Origin of the sequence: Moritella sp. 24 (genome assembly GCF_018219155.1) — a bacterium.
Lineage (GTDB): Bacteria > Pseudomonadota > Gammaproteobacteria > Enterobacterales > Moritellaceae > Moritella.
In genome coordinates this window covers 3641481-3658049 of sequence record NZ_CP056123.1, presented here as the reverse complement: position 1 = coordinate 3658049, position 16569 = coordinate 3641481, and the positions used below count along the sequence as shown (strand labels likewise).

The 16569-nt window shown below is 39.8% G+C and carries 9 protein-coding genes; 4 read left to right on the top strand and 5 right to left on the bottom strand.

Annotated features, from left to right (window positions below):
• Nucleotides 1-14: 14 nt before the first annotated feature.
• From mtnN to gltB, 4 genes are all read right to left on the bottom strand, one after another.
• Nucleotides 15-710 (bottom strand): 5'-methylthioadenosine/S-adenosylhomocysteine nucleosidase, encoded by a 696-nt coding sequence (gene mtnN, locus HWV00_RS16265; RefSeq protein WP_211682988.1) that lies wholly within the window; start codon nucleotides 708-710, stop codon nucleotides 15-17.
• 76 nt (nucleotides 711-786) lie between these two features.
• A complete protein-coding gene (locus HWV00_RS16260) occupies nucleotides 787-2022 on the bottom strand; it encodes a YdiY family protein (RefSeq protein WP_211682986.1) in 1236 nt (411 codons plus the stop codon).
• A gap of 231 nt (nucleotides 2023-2253) precedes the next feature.
• A complete protein-coding gene (locus HWV00_RS16255; protein WP_211682984.1) occupies nucleotides 2254-3681 on the bottom strand; it encodes an FAD-dependent oxidoreductase in 1428 nt (475 codons plus the stop codon).
• Between the two features lie 8 nt (nucleotides 3682-3689).
• Entirely contained in the window at nucleotides 3690-8153 is a 4464-nt protein-coding gene (gltB, locus tag HWV00_RS16250) for a glutamate synthase large subunit (RefSeq protein ID WP_211682982.1), read from the bottom strand.
• Between the two features lie 522 nt (nucleotides 8154-8675).
• Between gltB and HWV00_RS16245 the strand changes: the two genes are divergently transcribed.
• The 4 genes from HWV00_RS16245 to HWV00_RS16230 all read left to right on the top strand — a co-directional run bounded on the left by HWV00_RS16245 (nucleotide 8676) and on the right by HWV00_RS16230 (nucleotide 14820).
• The gene (locus tag HWV00_RS16245) at nucleotides 8676-10541 is read left to right on the top strand and encodes a diguanylate cyclase domain-containing protein (protein ID WP_211682979.1); all 1866 of its coding nucleotides are present in this window, start codon (nucleotides 8676-8678) and stop codon (nucleotides 10539-10541) included.
• Nucleotides 10542-10631: 90 nt separating this feature from the next.
• Nucleotides 10632-12980 carry an aerobic respiration two-component sensor histidine kinase ArcB gene (arcB, locus tag HWV00_RS16240; protein ID WP_211682977.1) on the top strand — a complete coding sequence of 783 codons (2349 nt, stop codon included), beginning with the start codon at nucleotides 10632-10634 and terminating at the stop codon, nucleotides 12978-12980.
• On the top strand, nucleotides 12973-14445 hold the full coding sequence (gene cls / locus HWV00_RS16235; RefSeq protein WP_211682975.1) for a cardiolipin synthase: 1473 nt from the start codon (nucleotides 12973-12975) through the stop codon (nucleotides 14443-14445). Before arcB ends, cls begins: the two co-directional genes overlap by 8 nt.
• Nucleotides 14446-14553: 108 nt before the next feature.
• Entirely contained in the window at nucleotides 14554-14820 is a 267-nt protein-coding gene (locus HWV00_RS16230) for a lipoprotein (protein WP_211682973.1), read from the top strand.
• Nucleotides 14821-14899: 79 nt separating this feature from the next.
• Here HWV00_RS16230 and HWV00_RS16225 read toward each other — a convergent pair whose 3' ends face one another.
• Nucleotides 14900-16000, bottom strand: coding sequence for a ketoacyl-ACP synthase III (locus tag HWV00_RS16225; RefSeq protein WP_211682971.1), 1101 nt, complete (start codon nucleotides 15998-16000; stop codon nucleotides 14900-14902).
• Nucleotides 16001-16569: the final 569 nt, after the last annotated feature.

The following is a 16569-nucleotide window of genomic DNA, read 5'->3' as shown; positions in this document are numbered from 1 at the left end:
TGGCCAAATTCATGTTACTTTAACTCGTGCAACATGTTTACTACCATTGCTGATGAGTTTTTAGCTGCAACAACGAGGTATTCTTCAAATGACGTTGGAGATTCTTTACCTGCGATATCAGATAATGAACGAATAACAACAAATGGTACGTCAAACTGGTGACATGTTTGTGCAATTGCTGCTGCTTCCATTTCTACAGCGGCCATTGTAGGGAAGTTAACACGTGCTTCTTCCACTTTCTTAGGATCACACATAAAGCTATCGCCAGTACAAATTAGACCTTCGATAGTTTTAATGTCGCTGTCTGCTGAGATTGCTTTTTTAGCCGCTTCAACAAGACGTGTATCAGGGATAAATGCAGCAGGTTTCTGTGCACATTGACCCATTTCGTAACCAAATACAGTTAAATCAACGTCGTGATGACGAACTTCACTTGAGATAACAACATCGCCAACTTTAAGCGCTTTATCGTAACCGCCAGCAGAACCTGTGTTGATGATGTAATCTGGTTTGTAATGCTCAAGTAGTAGTGTTGTTGCTACGGCTGCTGCAACTTTACCAATACCTGATTTACTTAAAATCACATCATGACCAGCAAGTGACCCGCTATAATACTCACAACCAGCTTGAGTAAATGTTGTTACGTTGTCTAGTTGCTCACGCAGGATCTCAACTTCCTGCTCCATTGCACCAATAATACCTATTTTCATCGTCGTCTCTAATCTATTTCTTTAAAGGCACTATGCTAGCACAGTTTTCTTGTGGTATTAATTCTTCGTTAAGGTATTAGTTAAAAGAAACACCTAAGCCAAACGCAATTCTAAAGTCATTTTTTTCTAGTTGATCACCATTAATATCTTGTAGTGGGTTATTTACTCTGTCCCAGAAAAAGGAGATATCAAAATCAAGTACATCAGTAAGTTCAATATCAAAATTTAATTTAGTATTTTGTAAATTGCCACCGAGTTCTGATTCTGTTGCTGTTATTTTATAACTCACTTCAAAGTCAATTTTGTCATGAATTTCTCGTTCATAATCAATAGTAAGGGATACCGCTAAGCTAGAGTCACTATTGTTTAATTGTGCGTCAGCATACTCATATTTAGTGTACAGATAAGAGGGACCTAAGTTCATCTCTAGTTCTTGATCACCATCGTCAATGAATTGATAACCCACACCCATACCAAGATTTATTCGGTTGCTTACATTTTGTAATGGGTCGCGGTATAAACTTAAATCAATCGGTCTAAAAAAGAGATCCTTGTCGCTATAGACATCATACGTCATTAAAAAACGGTGATTTTCGTCTGTTTGAACATTATTCGTTTCACCGATAATGGCTGTGTATGAGGTTTTAATACGTGACGTTGTGGTGTGACGAGAAAGCTCTGCATTGGTATTGTATTCAAGCTTATTGGTATTACCTGAACTGAGATTAGCACCAAAGGTTACTTTACCTTTCCAGATATTTCCTTCTGTCTCGGCACCTGAAATCAGCGTCATGAGTTCTTCTTGTTGAATTTTATGCTGACGATTGTTGCTGATGATGAGAACACCATCTTCAAGCGCGATGGTGCCGGTAATCACCCCTCCATTTACAGTACGGATCGTAAATAATTGACGGCTATTGATACGACTAATATCAGACCATTTAATTTTTAAATCACCGAGATCATCGCTGTCAAACGCGAGCTTTTCATCATAGAGATCTTCGATGTTACCAATTAAGAACTCCCCTGATTTTAACCAAATCCAATCCTCATCGATGCCTAAGCTATCTGCGAGTATAATTTCTTGGCTGTTTTCAGTGGTGGTAATTGCGTCTGTATTCTCTGTAATATTGGTATTCGAGGGGGTTACTTCGCTAGGCGTCTCAGGCACTTCTGTTTTAATGTAATCGCCTAAGATTATCTCTTGCGCAGCAAAGCTCGGTACGCTGAATGTCGTACAGATAAAAGTGAGCGTGATACTGACAACAACTAACTTTAATTTAGCTGTTGTTAAGGGATTAAACGAATTCATTATGACCAAGTACTGGGCCCTTTCATATCTTAAAATGACTGACATGATACAAAAAATAAGTAGGTAATTAAATATATTATCGTTTTTGATAGTGGAAAATAATGAATAAAAAAACGCTAGCACAATTAATGCTAGCGTTTTTAATTAGATATGTAATGTATACGATTAACTAAATGTGTTCGATTAATCGTTTCATATTATCCGTGGCTTAAACGTCTAAATCTTTTATATTTAAACGTCTAAATAATCGAGTATTGCCTCTGCTGCACGACGACCTTCATCAATTGCTGTTACCACAAGATCAGAACCTCGGACTGCATCACCACCTGCAAAAATTTTCGGGTTTGCAGTCTGGAATGGGAAGTCACTTTCTGCTGGTGCGATAATGCCATTCCAACTGTTGGTTGTAACGCCTTCATCCAATAACCATTGTGCTGGATCAGGTTGGAAGCCAAACGCTTGAATCACCGCATCTGCTTTCAGTACGTGTTCAGAACCAATTACTTGCTCGGCACGACGACGACCATTTTCATCTGGATTACCTAAACGGGTTTTCACCATTTTAACGCCTGTTGCTTTGTTGCCAGTACTTTTATCACTCGCAATCTCAACATCAAGCGGTTGTAAATTCCATAAGAATTTTACGCCTTCTTCTTTCGCGTTTTTAACTTCGCGTTTAGAACCCGGCATACTTATTTCATCACGGCGATATGCACAATAAACATTTTTAGCACCTTGACGGACAGCTGTTCGAACGCAATCCATCGCGGTATCACCACCACCAAGTACAACAACCGTTTTGTTTTTCAAGTTGATAAACTCGTCGCTGCTCTTTTCAAAGCCAAGCTCATGGTTTGTGTTTGCAATAAGGTAAGGCAGGGCATCATAAACACCTTGTGCAGAACCGTTATCGAAACCACCATTGATGTACTTATACGTACCAACACCAACAAACACAGCATCGTATTGTGCTACTAATTCACTGAATTGAATATCTTTACCAATTTCAGTGTTAAGGCAGAACTCGATACCCATCTCAGTGAAGACTTCACGGCGGTGAGTCATGACACTTTTATCAAGTTTAAACGCGGGAATACCAAACGTTAATAATCCACCAATCTCAGGATTACGATCATAAACAACAGGTGTTACACCATTACGTACTAAGATATCAGCCGTTGCAAGTCCTGCTGGACCTGCACCGATAATAGCCACTTTTTTGTTGTTACGAACGACTTTAGACATATCTGGACGCCAGCCTAATTTAAAGGCTTCGTCAGTAATGTATTTTTCAACATTACCAATAGTGACAGCCCCAAAGTCAGTATTTAACGTACAAGAACCTTCGCATAAACGATCTTGAGGACAAACTCGGCCACAAACTTCAGGTAAGCTGTTCGTTTCATGACAAAGCTCAGCCGCTTCAATGATGCGACCTTCTTCAACCAGTTTTAACCAATTAGGAATGTAGTTATGCACAGGGCATTTCCATTCACAGTATGGGTTACCACATTCTAAACAGCGACCCGCTTGCATTTTTGCTTGGTTCGCCGTAAATGGCTTATAAATTTCGATAAAGTCTACTTTACGGATCTTTAACGGTTTTTTATCTGGATCAATGCGTTGTACATCGACAAATTGAAATACATTATTACTCATGATCCCTCCTATTGAGCCTGGACACGTAGCTCTGCAGCAGAGCGTGATTTGTGGCCAAGTAATGCGTTAATATCAGCTGATTTAGGCTTGATAATAAAGAATTTATTTACCACAGTATCAAATTCATTGAGCAGTTCTTGCGCATGCTGACTGCATGTTTGAGCAAGATGTTCAATGACGATACCGCGTAGATTTTCAACGTGCATTGGGTAATCCGTTACTGCATGTTGTTCAACAAGTTCGTTGTTGATTTTACTCGCTAGCTGACCATTTTGGTCGTAGATGTAAGCAAAGCCGCCAGTCATACCTGCGCCAAAGTTAACACCTGTATTACCTAGGATAGTCACAATACCGCCTGTCATGTATTCACAGCCGTTATCACCAATACCTTCGATAACTGCATTTGCACCTGAGTTACGAACAGCAAAACGCTCACCAGCAAGACCTGCCGCAAATAATTCACCACCAGATGCACCATAAAGACACGTATTACCAGCGATAACCGCTTCATTTGATTTAAACGCTGAGCCTGGTTCAGGACGAATAACGATCTTGCCGCCTGTCATACCTTTACCGACATAATCGTTCGCATCGCCAACAAGATTAAGGTTTAGACCACCTGCATTCCAAACACCAAAACTCTGACCTGCTGTACCGGTAAAGTTAACGGTAATTGGATCCGATGCCATACCTTGGTTACCGTGCTTTTTCGCTATCTCACCTGATAAACGAGCGCCAACAGAGCGATCTGTATTTTTAATTGGGAAATTACTTGATAGCCCAGATTTCTCTGCGATTGATTCAATGTAATGTGCAATTAAGGCTTCGTTTAATTCAGCTTTATCATACGGTTCATTTTTTGCCTGACAATAAACACCTAAGCCTTCTTTAGGCTGAGGCTTATAGGTAATTCCTGACAAATCAATTTTACGTTGTTTTTCAGTTAATCCTTCTAATTGCACCAGTAAATCGGTACGACCAATTAAATCGGTTAACTGAGCCACACCAAGTGATGCCATGATTTCACGGGTTTCTTGGGCAATAAACTTAAAGTAGTTCATTACCATTTCCGGTAAGCCATGGAAGTGATCTTGGCGTAATTTTTCGTCTTGTGTTGCAACACCTGTCGCACAGTTATTCAGGTGACAAATTCGGAGGAATTTACAGCCTAAAGCAACCATAGGGCCTGTACCGAAACCAAAGCTTTCAGCACCAAGAATCGCACCCTTAATGACGTCAAGACCGGTTTTTAAACCGCCATCAACTTGTAAGCGGATGCGGTGACGTAAGCCATTTTCAACCAGTGCTTGCTGTGTTTCTGCTAGACCGAGTTCCCAAGGACTACCTGCATACTTAACAGATGTGATTGGACTTGCAGCTGTACCACCGTCATAACCTGAGATAGTAATTAAATCTGCGTATGCTTTTGCTACACCTGTCGCAATCGTACCAACACCCGGTTCTGATACTAATTTCACCGACACTAATGCTGATGGATTAATTTGTTTAATATCAAAAATCAGCTGCGATAAATCTTCAATTGAATAAATATCATGATGCGGTGGTGGTGAAATAAGTGTTACACCTGGTACTGAGTTACGTAATTTTGCAATTTCAGTGGTGACTTTATGGCCTGGTAGTTGACCACCTTCACCGGGCTTCGCCCCTTGCGCTACTTTAATTTGAATGATTTCTGCATTCATTAAGTAATGCGGTGTTACACCAAATCGACCTGATGCAATTTGTTTAATTTTAGATACTTTAAGCGTGCCGAAGCGACGTGGATCTTCACCGCCTTCACCTGAGTTAGAATTACCACCTAAGGTATTCATTGCAACTGCGAGAGCTTCATGTGCTTCAGGGCTTAGAGCTCCGATTGACATAGCGGCAGTATCAAAACGCTTATACAAGTTGTCGACATGTTCAACGTCATCAATCGCAATCGGTGCTTCTGATGTTTTTAGCTGTAACATGTCACGTAAGCTTGAAATAGGGCGTTCATTTACTTCTTTCGAGTAGCGTTGGTAATCTTCGTAATGACCACTTTGAACTGCAGTTTGTAATGTGCCAACTACGTCAGGGTTATAAGCATGGTATTCACCACCGTGAACATATTTCAGTAAACCACCTTGTGAAGTAGGTTTACGTTTAGTCCACGCTAGTTTGCTTAATTTTTGTTGGTCGATATGGAAATCGCTAAAATCAGCACCTTTAATACGGCTGCTTGTACCTTTAAAGCATAGCTCAACCACTTCATCGGCTAAACCTACGGCTTCAAACAGTTGTGAGCAACGGTAGCTCGCAATCGTAGAGATACCCATTTTAGACATGATCTTGTACAGACCTTTATTAATACCGTTACGGTAGTTTAATAATGTCTTAGAGATATCTTGTTTGATTGTTTCTATTTCAACAAGCTTTCTTAATGTTTCATAGGCAAGGTATGGATAAATTGCCGTTGCACCATAGCCAAGTAATACGGCAAAGTGATGCGGGTCACGGGCACTTGCTGTTTCGACAACAATATTTGTGTCGCAACGTAAGTTCGCGTCAACCAATGCAGTTTGAACCGCACCAACCGCCATTGCCGCAGGAATAGGGAAACTATTTTTAGTTAATGTTCTATCTGTTAACACTAATAGAACAGCACCCGATGCGGCAAGTTCAATCGCTTCAGCAGTAATACGCGCAACAGCACGTGATAGCGTTTCATCTTGACCGTTAAAGCAAAGATTAATTTGTGCTGTTTTATAGTATTCGTTGCTTAATTCAGTGACTTGTTTGAAGTCTGAGTACAATAAAATAGGCGATGCAAATAATACACGATGTGCGTGACCGTCTGTTTCATTAAATACGTTGTGTTCGCGACCAATACAAGTTGCCAAAGACATCACGTGATTTTCACGTAAAGGATCAATCGGTGGATTGGTTACTTGGGCAAACTTCTGACGGAAGTAGTCATACAGCGAACGTGTTTTAGTCGAAAGCACGGCCATTGGTGTATCATCACCCATAGAGCCCGTTGCTTCTTGTGCATTCTCACCTAATACGCGAAGAATTTGTTCGACTTCTTCTCTGCTGTAATCAAATTGTTTTTGGTAAGTAGCTAATTGCTCGTCACTAAAGGTACGAGTGCCAATTGCTTCTTGTGGTAATGCTTCAAACGGCGTTAGTTTCGTTGAATTATTTGATAACCATTCGCGGTAAGGATTACGGCCTTTTAATTCTTGGTCAATATCCCAAGATGTCCATAATTTACCTGTTTCGGTATCAATAACTAATAATTCACCTGGGCCAACACGGCCTTTTTCGATAACTTCATCAGCTGTGTAATCCCAGATACCGACTTCCGATGCGACTGTGATTAAACCATCTGTTGTACGTACATAACGAGCAGGGCGTAAACCATTACGGTCTAAACCACAAGCCGCGTAACGACCGTCACTCAGTACGATCCCCGCTGGGCCATCCCAAGGTTCCATATGCATTGAGTTGAAATCATAAAATGCACGCAGATCATCATCCATGTTTGGGTGGTTCTGCCATGCTGGCGGCACTAATAGACGGAAAGCACGGAAAATATCCATACCACCGGCTAAAAATAGCTCTAGCATGTTGTCCATTGATGACGAGTCAGAACCTTTGGTATTAACGAACGGTGCTGCATCATGCATGTCAGGTAGTAAAGGTGAACTGAACTTATAGCTACGTGCTCTTGCCCATTCTCGGTTACCTTCGATCGTGTTAATTTCACCATTGTGCGCCATAAAGCGGAATGGTTGAGCTAACGGCCATTTAGGCGATGTGTTTGTTGAGAATCGTTGGTGGAACAGGCAGATTGCAGATTGCATACGAAGATCTGCAAGGTCTAAGAAAAACTTAGGCAGATCACCAGCCATACACAAACCTTTGTAAATCGTCACTAGGTTTGACAAGCTTGCAATATAAAAATCGCTATCGTCTGTAATTCGTTTTTCGATACGACGTTTAGTTAAATATAAACGGCGTTCGATATCTTTAGGCGCCCAACCTGCGGGTGCATTGATAAAAATCTGTTGAATTTGAGGTAATGATGAAAGCGCTATTTCACCTAATACGCTCGTATCAAGAGGGACTTCACGCCAGCCGACAACATTAAGTGTTTCGCGTTCTAGTTCTTCTTTAATGATTTGTTTTGCTGCAGCTGATTTATCAGTGTCTTGATTTAAGAAAATCATACCAACAGCGTAGTTACTACCGAGATTCCAATTATTTTCTACCGCAATAGCACGGAAAAAACTGTCAGGCTTTTGCATTAGCAAACCACAGCCATCTCCTGTTTTTCCATCAGCAGCGATACCGCCCCTATGTTGCATACGGTCTAATGATGAAATCGCGACGCGAACTAATTTATGGCTAGCTTCACCTTCTTGATGGGCAATTAAACCAAAACCACAGTTGTCTTTTTCCAGCGACGGGTCATAGACTGACATTGCACTTCTCCCTTGCATTCAATTCACTAAATTACAAACTATGTAAACCCAATTGAGCGTCTACTCACAGGTACAAAATACATACAAAAATAGATAAATCGTTAAAGTTTCCAAAAGCCGAAAATTGGCTAACCTGCCAAATTTACCAGAATTAACACTTAGGTCAATCTAAAAATGTATTCTGAGCTACTTATCACCTTTTCATGTAAATGGGCCATTTGTTTTGGCATTGGATAATAAACTGCCCAAAATGCTGAGGATTACTCAAAATTTAGTTTTTAATTTTGATAATATGACATTGTGTGATTTATTTGGGTTGTTTGATCTGTTATTTGTGTTGTTATGCGCGATATATTGTCTAAGTTCAATGTAATGTGCTGATTTAGCAGGTTTATGTTATCTGGTACTAAAGTATGTAAAACAAAAATGGGTGGCTGCGGTAGTTTTCATCATAACTGCTTTACAGAGATTTGATTTTGGTGTTGTATGGTCATCTGTGTGAGATGGATCTTGGGCGAAGATATGGACGTAAATTATCAATATTTGATGAAACCAATATTAAATTGGTGGCAGGCTATTACTGAATTATCAACAAATGCCTCTCTTACGATCACGCTTTGGTTAGTCATTACAGTGCTATTAATTAGCCTGCTTGTTATTTTAACGCTCGTGCGCAGACTCAAAACGTGTAAATCATTACTGACATTTTCCGCCACACCTACACTTGTTCTCGATGTTAAAAAAGGTTCGATACTTTATTCTAACACTGCTATTACTGACATATTCGATCAAGAAAATAGCAATACTAGCCATATCGTTGCCCAGTGTTGTTTCGAACGCTTATCGCATCTAGCTGAACAAACGGCGATAACCACAGATGTTTTTCACATCAAACAATTAAAGAAAACATTACGCTTTAGTGCTGTACAAATAAATTACCAAAGACGTCGAGCTTGGTTATGTCAAATCGATCATATTGGCACTAACTCTTCAGCTATTTCCCCTTGGGATGTCGACGGGCAAATCGTCAATAATTTATTTTCTTCTAATTCAGCTTTTGTCCATATCAAAACACTAGATGGATTAATTCTCAATTGTTCACCGTCGTGGGCGGCTCAATTTGGTCAATCAGTAGAGCAAGTTAGCGGTCACTTTGAGCATGATTTTTATAGTTCGTCCAAGATAGAACAGATCAAATCTTATGAGAAAGCGGTTGTGGCTGGTGATATACAGGAATATGAGGAATGGAATACCGCTGACGACAATAATATTTTATTACAAACGATGAAATATCCACTATATGACGAGCATAAAAAAATAGTCGCTATTTTAACGGTATCGAACGACTTAACCGAAGTGATGGAACTTAATGAACGCTTACTTAATGAAAATGGTGAGCATCTGCGTATTGAGGCTGAGTTGAGTCGTCATAATAGTTTACTCAACTCGGTGATTAATGCGACGCCAGATCCCGTTGCCTTTATGAATGGAGATGGCAAATACGTTGGTGCTAATCTTGGTTATTGTGAAGTGCTTGGTGTGGAACATGCCGATTTAATTGGTATGGATAGGACGCTATTACTTAATCAAGACAAAAAAGTGTGGTTATTAGAGCAAGAAAATCAACTACTCTTAGATGGCAAGTCGGTTCGTTATGAAGAATTATTGCATTTAGCGGATCAGGAACCTCGTTGGTATGAAATATGTAAACAGCGTTATGTGAATCATACCAATGGCGAGAATGGTATTTTAATCGTTTATCGGGATTTGACCGAACGTAAGCGTATTGAGTATGATCTTGAGCAGGCGATTGAAAAGTTTGATGAGCTTAGTTCTGTTGATCAACTGACTAAAATTGCGAATAGACGTACCTTTGATACGAAATTACAGCATTATTGGTCAACGCATCATCGTGAAATAAAACAGATGTCGTTGTTGTTCTGCGATGTTGATAGTTTCAAATTGTATAATGATAATTATGGTCATCCTATGGGTGATATTGTATTGGCTAAAATCGCGCAAGTCATGAATGACCAAGTACATCGTGGTGCAGATTTAGTCGCTCGTTATGGTGGCGAAGAGTTTGCGGTCATTTTACCTAATACTGATGAAGAAGGTGCGATTCGCCTTGCGAATAAAATTATTAAGGCGGTTCAAGGGTTAGCGATTGAACATGCTTATTCTAAAGCAGCCAAACATGTCACCTTGAGTATTGGTATCGCGAGTATGTGTCCTGAACATGAAAGCTCAGAGGCGCTATTACTTGAACATTCTGATAAGGCGCTTTATATGGCGAAGGAGAATGGGCGTAATCAGTATTGTGTCTATGCAGAAAAAGGGCATGATCAGGAGATGGCAGAATTAAATTTTGACTTACTAAAATCCTAGATTTATTAAAAGCTTAATTTTCCTGTGGTTTGCTTATAACCTATCGTATATTATTAATTATCTAGATAATTTTGTTAATATGGGTACACCATGATGAAAATCAGAGCTTGGGCTCAATACTATGTTGATATGCTCACTAAATTGGGTGTTATTCGATTTAGTATTCTCTCTGCCGCAACGGTTATTTTCTTTTCTATTACTATTCAAGCAAGTATCAATTATATTCTGCGTGGTCAGGTTAAACTTGACGATTTGTATGCAGCTATTTTATTTGCAATTGTTGTCACACCTTGGGTGGTATTTTTTCTCTCTATCGTCGTTCAGCAACTTGAAGACTCTCGAAAACGCTTAAGTAAAATGGTGTACAAACTGCAAGAAGTGCGGGCACGTGACTTGCAACTACAGCAAGAATTACAAGTCAATCTGATTGAACTGAATGATGAGTTTGAAGAGCGTAAAAAGGCTGAGGCAGACAGGAATCAAGCATTTAAAGACCTAGAAAATGAAGTTTTTCAGCGTGAACAGGCGCAATTAGTCGTAGAGGAACGTTCTGCATTAGTGCGCTCATTTATCGATAGTTCACCGGATTTGGTTTATTACAGTAATGAAGTCGGACGTTTTTCAGGGTGTAATCTCGCGATGGAAGCGCTGACGGGTAAAATTGAAAAAGAGCTGATCGGTTTGACGCCTTTTGATTTGTACGACACTGAAATCGCTGCTAAATTTGCAGCAACAGATAAAGTGGTATTAAACACGCAGTTACCTGAAACCTATGAACAATGGTTGACGTATCCTGATGGCCATAAGGCATGCTTTGAATTACGGAAAGTTCCTTTCTTTGGGCAGCGAAATGAATATATCGGCGTATTGGGTTATGGACGAGACATTACCGAACGTAAAAAATATCAAGATGCATTAGAGAAAGCCAGCCGAGATAAAACGACGTTTATTTCAACCATTAGCCATGAATTACGCACCCCGTTAAATGGTGTTGTTGGACTAAGTCGAATTTTATTGGACGGCCCGCTTAATGATGAGCAGCGCCAGCATTTGAATACGATCTATGTTAGCGCGCAAACAATGGGTAATATTTTTAATGATATTATCGATTTAGATAAGTTTGATCGCCGTAAATTTGAGATCGTAAACCAACCGATAGAATTTCGAAGTTTCCTCAACGATATAAAAACTCTCGCATTACTCCAGGCTGAACAAAAAGGGCTTGTTTTAGAGTTTGATGTGTTTGGTGATATCCCAGACTTTATTAATGCAGATGGAACGAGATTACGCCAAGTTTTATGGAATCTTGTATCAAATGCGGTGAAATTTACCGATTCAGGTCAAGTGAGTATTCGGGTATTTACCAGTGAAGAAGAGGGAAATCGAATTGGTTTAACCTTTGAAGTTGAAGATTCTGGTATTGGTATTTCGGCAGAAGGCCAAGATAAGATATTCGCAATGTACTACCAAGAGCAAGGCAGTAAACGAGCAACGGGCACGGGTATTGGCCTCTCTGTTGCAAAAAGTTTGATGACGGCAATGGGTGGTGATATTTGGGTGAGTAGTGAGCTAGGCGAAGGGAGCTGCTTTACCATTGAATTTGATGTAGATGGGGTCGAAAGTTTACAGAGCAATGAACTTGCTGCAAGTGAACAAGTGTCACTGTCTGTCTTATTGGTTGAAGATATTGAGTTAAACGTCACCGTTTGTACTGCGATTTTAAATAAATTGGGTCATACAGTTGAGGTAGCTATTGATGGTCGTAGTGCGATCAGCATGGCAGAGAATAATCATTATGATTTAATTTTCTTGGATATTAATTTACCTGATATTTCCGGCTTTGAAATTATAAAAATATTACGTGATAATCCGGCTCTAGAACTACCTCCTGTTGTCGCACTGACTGCTAATGTGATTAATAATCGCCAAGAATATATTGAAAAAGGCATGGATGACGCGATTAGCAAACCCCTTTCTATCAATGCCGTTACTGGGGTGATTAGTCGCTTATTAAGCAGTGTTGAGCAAGGCGAAGCCCCTAATGTTAATTATACGGCTGATGCGTTCGCTGGCGAACAAGAGATGTTAGTTGAATATCTTGATATTGATTTATTACAACAATATCTTGATACATTAGGTAAAGATTTATTACTGCAAAGTGTTCGTCTGTTTGAACAAACCATGCCGAGCTATTTAGCAATATTGAATAGTACATTAACGGCTCGTGATCAAGATGCTATCGTTGACGAAGCCCATAAAATCAAAGGTGCAGCTGGCTCTATTGGTTTAACGAGAATACAGCAGGTATCACAACTCGCACAGTCACCGGAACAGCCGACATGGTGGGAGAACATTGATGATTGGGTTGAGCAGATTAATACTGAATACCTGCATGATATTAAGCGTTTGAAAACTTGGATTGAGAATCAAGATGTATAATTGGGATTCGTTCACTAATTTTATTACCCTGCTGTTAGTTTTCTTGCATGCGGTGATCATTGTATTAGTGTCGTTTCGCGTTATTACTAAACGTCGTTCAGCAAGTATTTCTTTGGCCTGGCTATCGGTAATTTATACATTACCGTTTGCTGGCGTTATTGTGTATGTTATTTTTGGCGAGTTGTACTTAGGTAAGAAAAGAGTGCAACGAGCTGAAGCCATGCTCGAACCTTTCACTACACGAATTAACCAGTGTGCAGAACCATACAATGTTAAAGCTGATAATAATGTCAGCAGTTTAGTTACCCCATTACGTGAACTGATCTACGGTCGTTTTCAAATGCCTGCAGTGACTGGTAATCAGCTGACATTGTTAACCAAACCTCATTGTATTCTTGAGCAAATAACAGCAGATATTAAAAGCGCAACACAAGTCGTTTATATGGAATTTTACATATGGTCGATAGGTGGTAAAGCGGATAATGTCGCGTTAGCGTTAATTGATGCCGCGAAACGAGGTGTTGATTGTCGCATTATGTTGGATTCTGTCGGGAGCTCTCAATTCTTTAAAAGCCATTGGCCTAAGCGTTTCAAGCAAGCTGGTATTCATCTTATTGAAGTGTTACCAGTGGGACCTATGCGGATATTTTTTCATCGTCAAGATTTACGTATGCACCGCAAGCTAATCACGATTGATAGTCATGTTGGCTATACTGGCAGTATGAACCTTGTTGATCCGGATGTGTTTAAACAAAACGCAGGGGTTGGTGGATGGGTTGATATTATGATCCGTATGCAAGGCCCTATTATCCCAATCACACGCGCATTACTTGAGTGGGATTGGGAGATGGAAACAGGAGATAGTTTAGTCGATACTACGGCTTCTAAGTGTAAGAACAGTGCGATATTTACCGAGCAAAGCCAAGTGCAAGTGATACCATCAGGGCCTTATTTTGATGATGATAATATTCATCAAGTGTTGGTTTCTGCCATTTATTTAGCGAAAAAATCATTAATTTTAACGACGCCTTATTTTGTTCCAGATGAAGCACTGCAAGCTGCTCTTAAAACGGCCAGTGCTCGCGGTGTTAAAGTGCAAATAATTTTACCAGCGAAGAATGATTCGCGTATGGTTGACTATGCGTGTAAAGGTTTTTTCGATGAGTTATTAGTTTGTGGGGTCGAGATATATCAATATCAAAATGGTTTACTGCATACTAAAAGTATTCTGGTAGATAACGAGTTGTGTTTAGTGGGGACGGTTAATTTAGATAAGCGCAGTTTTTGGTTGAATTTTGAAGTGACCTTACTTATCGATCAATCACCTTTTATTGCCGAGCTCTATCAATTGCAGCTATCCTATATAGCGCACTCACATAAAGTTTGTTTAACTCAGTGGCGACAGCGAAGTCGATTACAACGATTTTTAGAAAGCCTATTTTATTTATTTAATCCGCTGCTTTAGATTCAAATAAGTCGTCATGCTGAATAGCCGTTTAGAGTAAGCAGTGAACATGAAATAAGAAATAGACATTAAGTAAACATAACAATAAGTAATTAGCAGGGATTTAAAATGAAAAAAACAATTTTATTAGCATTAACTGTATTTGGATTAGCTGGCTGTAGTAACACTGAAACAACCGCTGAAACAGCAAAGCCATTACCAACATTACCGAGTTACAGTAATAGTTGTCCGGATGAACGCCCACAAATGTGTACGATGGATTACCGTCCCGTGTGTGGTACTACTGAGTCGGGTGAATTAAAGACGTTCGGCAACGCATGTGGTGCCTGTTCTGATACTACAGTTCGTGGCTACTCTGAAGGCGAGTGTAAGTAGTTAATCATGGATGTTAAAAAGCCCTGATAATATTATTATCAGGGCTTTTTTATGCAAACCTAAGTGTTTAGGTTTATTATTATTCGGCTTGTGATTCGCGCGCTAATTTAGCATCTTGGCAGCCTTTAATTGCATCTTGGATGAGATCCAGTGCTGTGCCGTTGTATTCTGGTAATACAACATCTGAAGTTGCGATAGGCGTTGTTCTTTCACCCCACTTAATCATAGTTGCACCCCAAGTTAAGCCACCGCCAAATGCAGCAAGTAATACATTATCACCAGCTTTAATTCTGCCTTCTTCTAAGGCCTCACACAATGCGATTGGTACTGTTGCTGATGAAGTATTACCGTATTTGTGTACGTTAACCATCACTTTTTCTTTGCTTGCACCCATGCGTTTTGCTAGGAAATCGATGATGCGTAAGTTTGCTTGATGAGGAATAATGAAATCAACATCTTCAGGTGTCATTTGTGCTTTTTCAAGTGCAATTGCAGATGCTTCACCCATGCGTGTTACTGCACGTTTAAAGATTTCTTTACCTTCGAAATTAAAATCGAATAGGCCATCAATATTTTTGAAACGAGCTCTGTCAGTACCGAAGTTTGGTACAGAAAGGATATGACCAGCATCGCCATCACAACCAATTTTATTACTTAAAATACCTTGTTTTTCAACACTTGACTCAAGGATAACTGCGCCAGCACCGTCACCGAACAATACCGCTGTACCACGTTCAGTCCAATCAAGGAAATAGCTGATACGTTCAGCGCCGATCACTAATACCTTGTCCATTTGGCCACTTTGAATAAAAGCGTTAGCGGTACTCAAACCATAAACAAAACCAGTACACGCTGCATTCATATCAAATACGGCTGCGTTTGTAGCTCCTAATTTAGCTTGTACTTTTGATGCAGCACTTGGCAGTGTGCAATCTGCAGTACAAGTTGCAAAGAAAATACCGTCAAGTTCTGTCGCATCAATACCCGCTGCTGCGATTGCTTGGCAGGCTGCAACATAAGCAAGTTCTGACGTGCTTACATGTGAAATTCGGCGCTCTTGCATACCTGTTCGAGATTGAATCCACTCATCATTTGTATCAAGAAAAGTGCTCAGGTCATCATTTGTTAGCGTTGCTGGTGGTAGGCATTTACCCCAACCGGTGATGTTTGCATAATGCATTTAAATTTACCTATGTTTGGTGACTGGTAATACAGAGCGGGTCGTGAAATATACGCAATACGAGGTGATTAGTCTTTATTGTACGCTGTTCAGCGAAACGAGTGTAATTAAAATTATTTCGCTAATTATAGAGGCTAGTATTTGAAAGTGGTAGTTAATTTATTGATATTGGATTATTTATGACAAAAATAAGACACAAAAAAGGTACCGTTTAGGGTACCTATCTTTGCGCTAATATTGCCTGTCATTTGTGATGACGATAACCCTGGATAAGGAGTGTTCCTGATTGGTAGCAAGAAGGGTACTTCTATCACCGCATTGACCTGGATTAAGGTGTCTGCTAATCAGCTTTTGGCGTTTTCTTTAACTGGATTTAGTATATCGAGGTTGTTTTGAAATGTGGTTGCGATGTTTGCACTAATATCCATGTTCTTCGCAATTAGATTTGTACTTTTATCTATTATTAGCAATAATTAACCCATAAGGTATTTATGGGCGCTATATATAGTCTTTGTTTTATTAAATAGAGGTGATAATGGCCAATATAAATGATAATGATAGCGTTGGAG

Bases quoted from the DNA above. Each gene is read 5' to 3' on its own strand.
- mtnN (WP_211682988.1), bottom strand. From the start codon at position 710: ATGAAAATAGGTATTATTGGTGCAATGGAGCAGGAAGTTGAGATCCTG.
- HWV00_RS16260 (WP_211682986.1), bottom strand. From the start codon at position 2,022: ATGAATTCGTTTAATCCCTTAACAACAGCTAAATTAAAGTTAGTTGTT.
- HWV00_RS16255 (WP_211682984.1), bottom strand. From the start codon at position 3,681: ATGAGTAATAATGTATTTCAATTTGTCGATGTACAACGCATTGATCCA.
- gltB (WP_211682982.1), bottom strand. From the start codon at position 8,153: ATGTCAGTCTATGACCCGTCGCTGGAAAAAGACAACTGTGGTTTTGGT.
- HWV00_RS16245 (WP_211682979.1), top strand. From the start codon at position 8,676: ATGGACGTAAATTATCAATATTTGATGAAACCAATATTAAATTGGTGG.
- arcB (WP_211682977.1), top strand. From the start codon at position 10,632: ATGATGAAAATCAGAGCTTGGGCTCAATACTATGTTGATATGCTCACT.
- cls (WP_211682975.1), top strand. From the start codon at position 12,973: ATGTATAATTGGGATTCGTTCACTAATTTTATTACCCTGCTGTTAGTT.
- HWV00_RS16230 (WP_211682973.1), top strand. From the start codon at position 14,554: ATGAAAAAAACAATTTTATTAGCATTAACTGTATTTGGATTAGCTGGC.
- HWV00_RS16225 (WP_211682971.1), bottom strand. From the start codon at position 16,000: ATGCATTATGCAAACATCACCGGTTGGGGTAAATGCCTACCACCAGCA.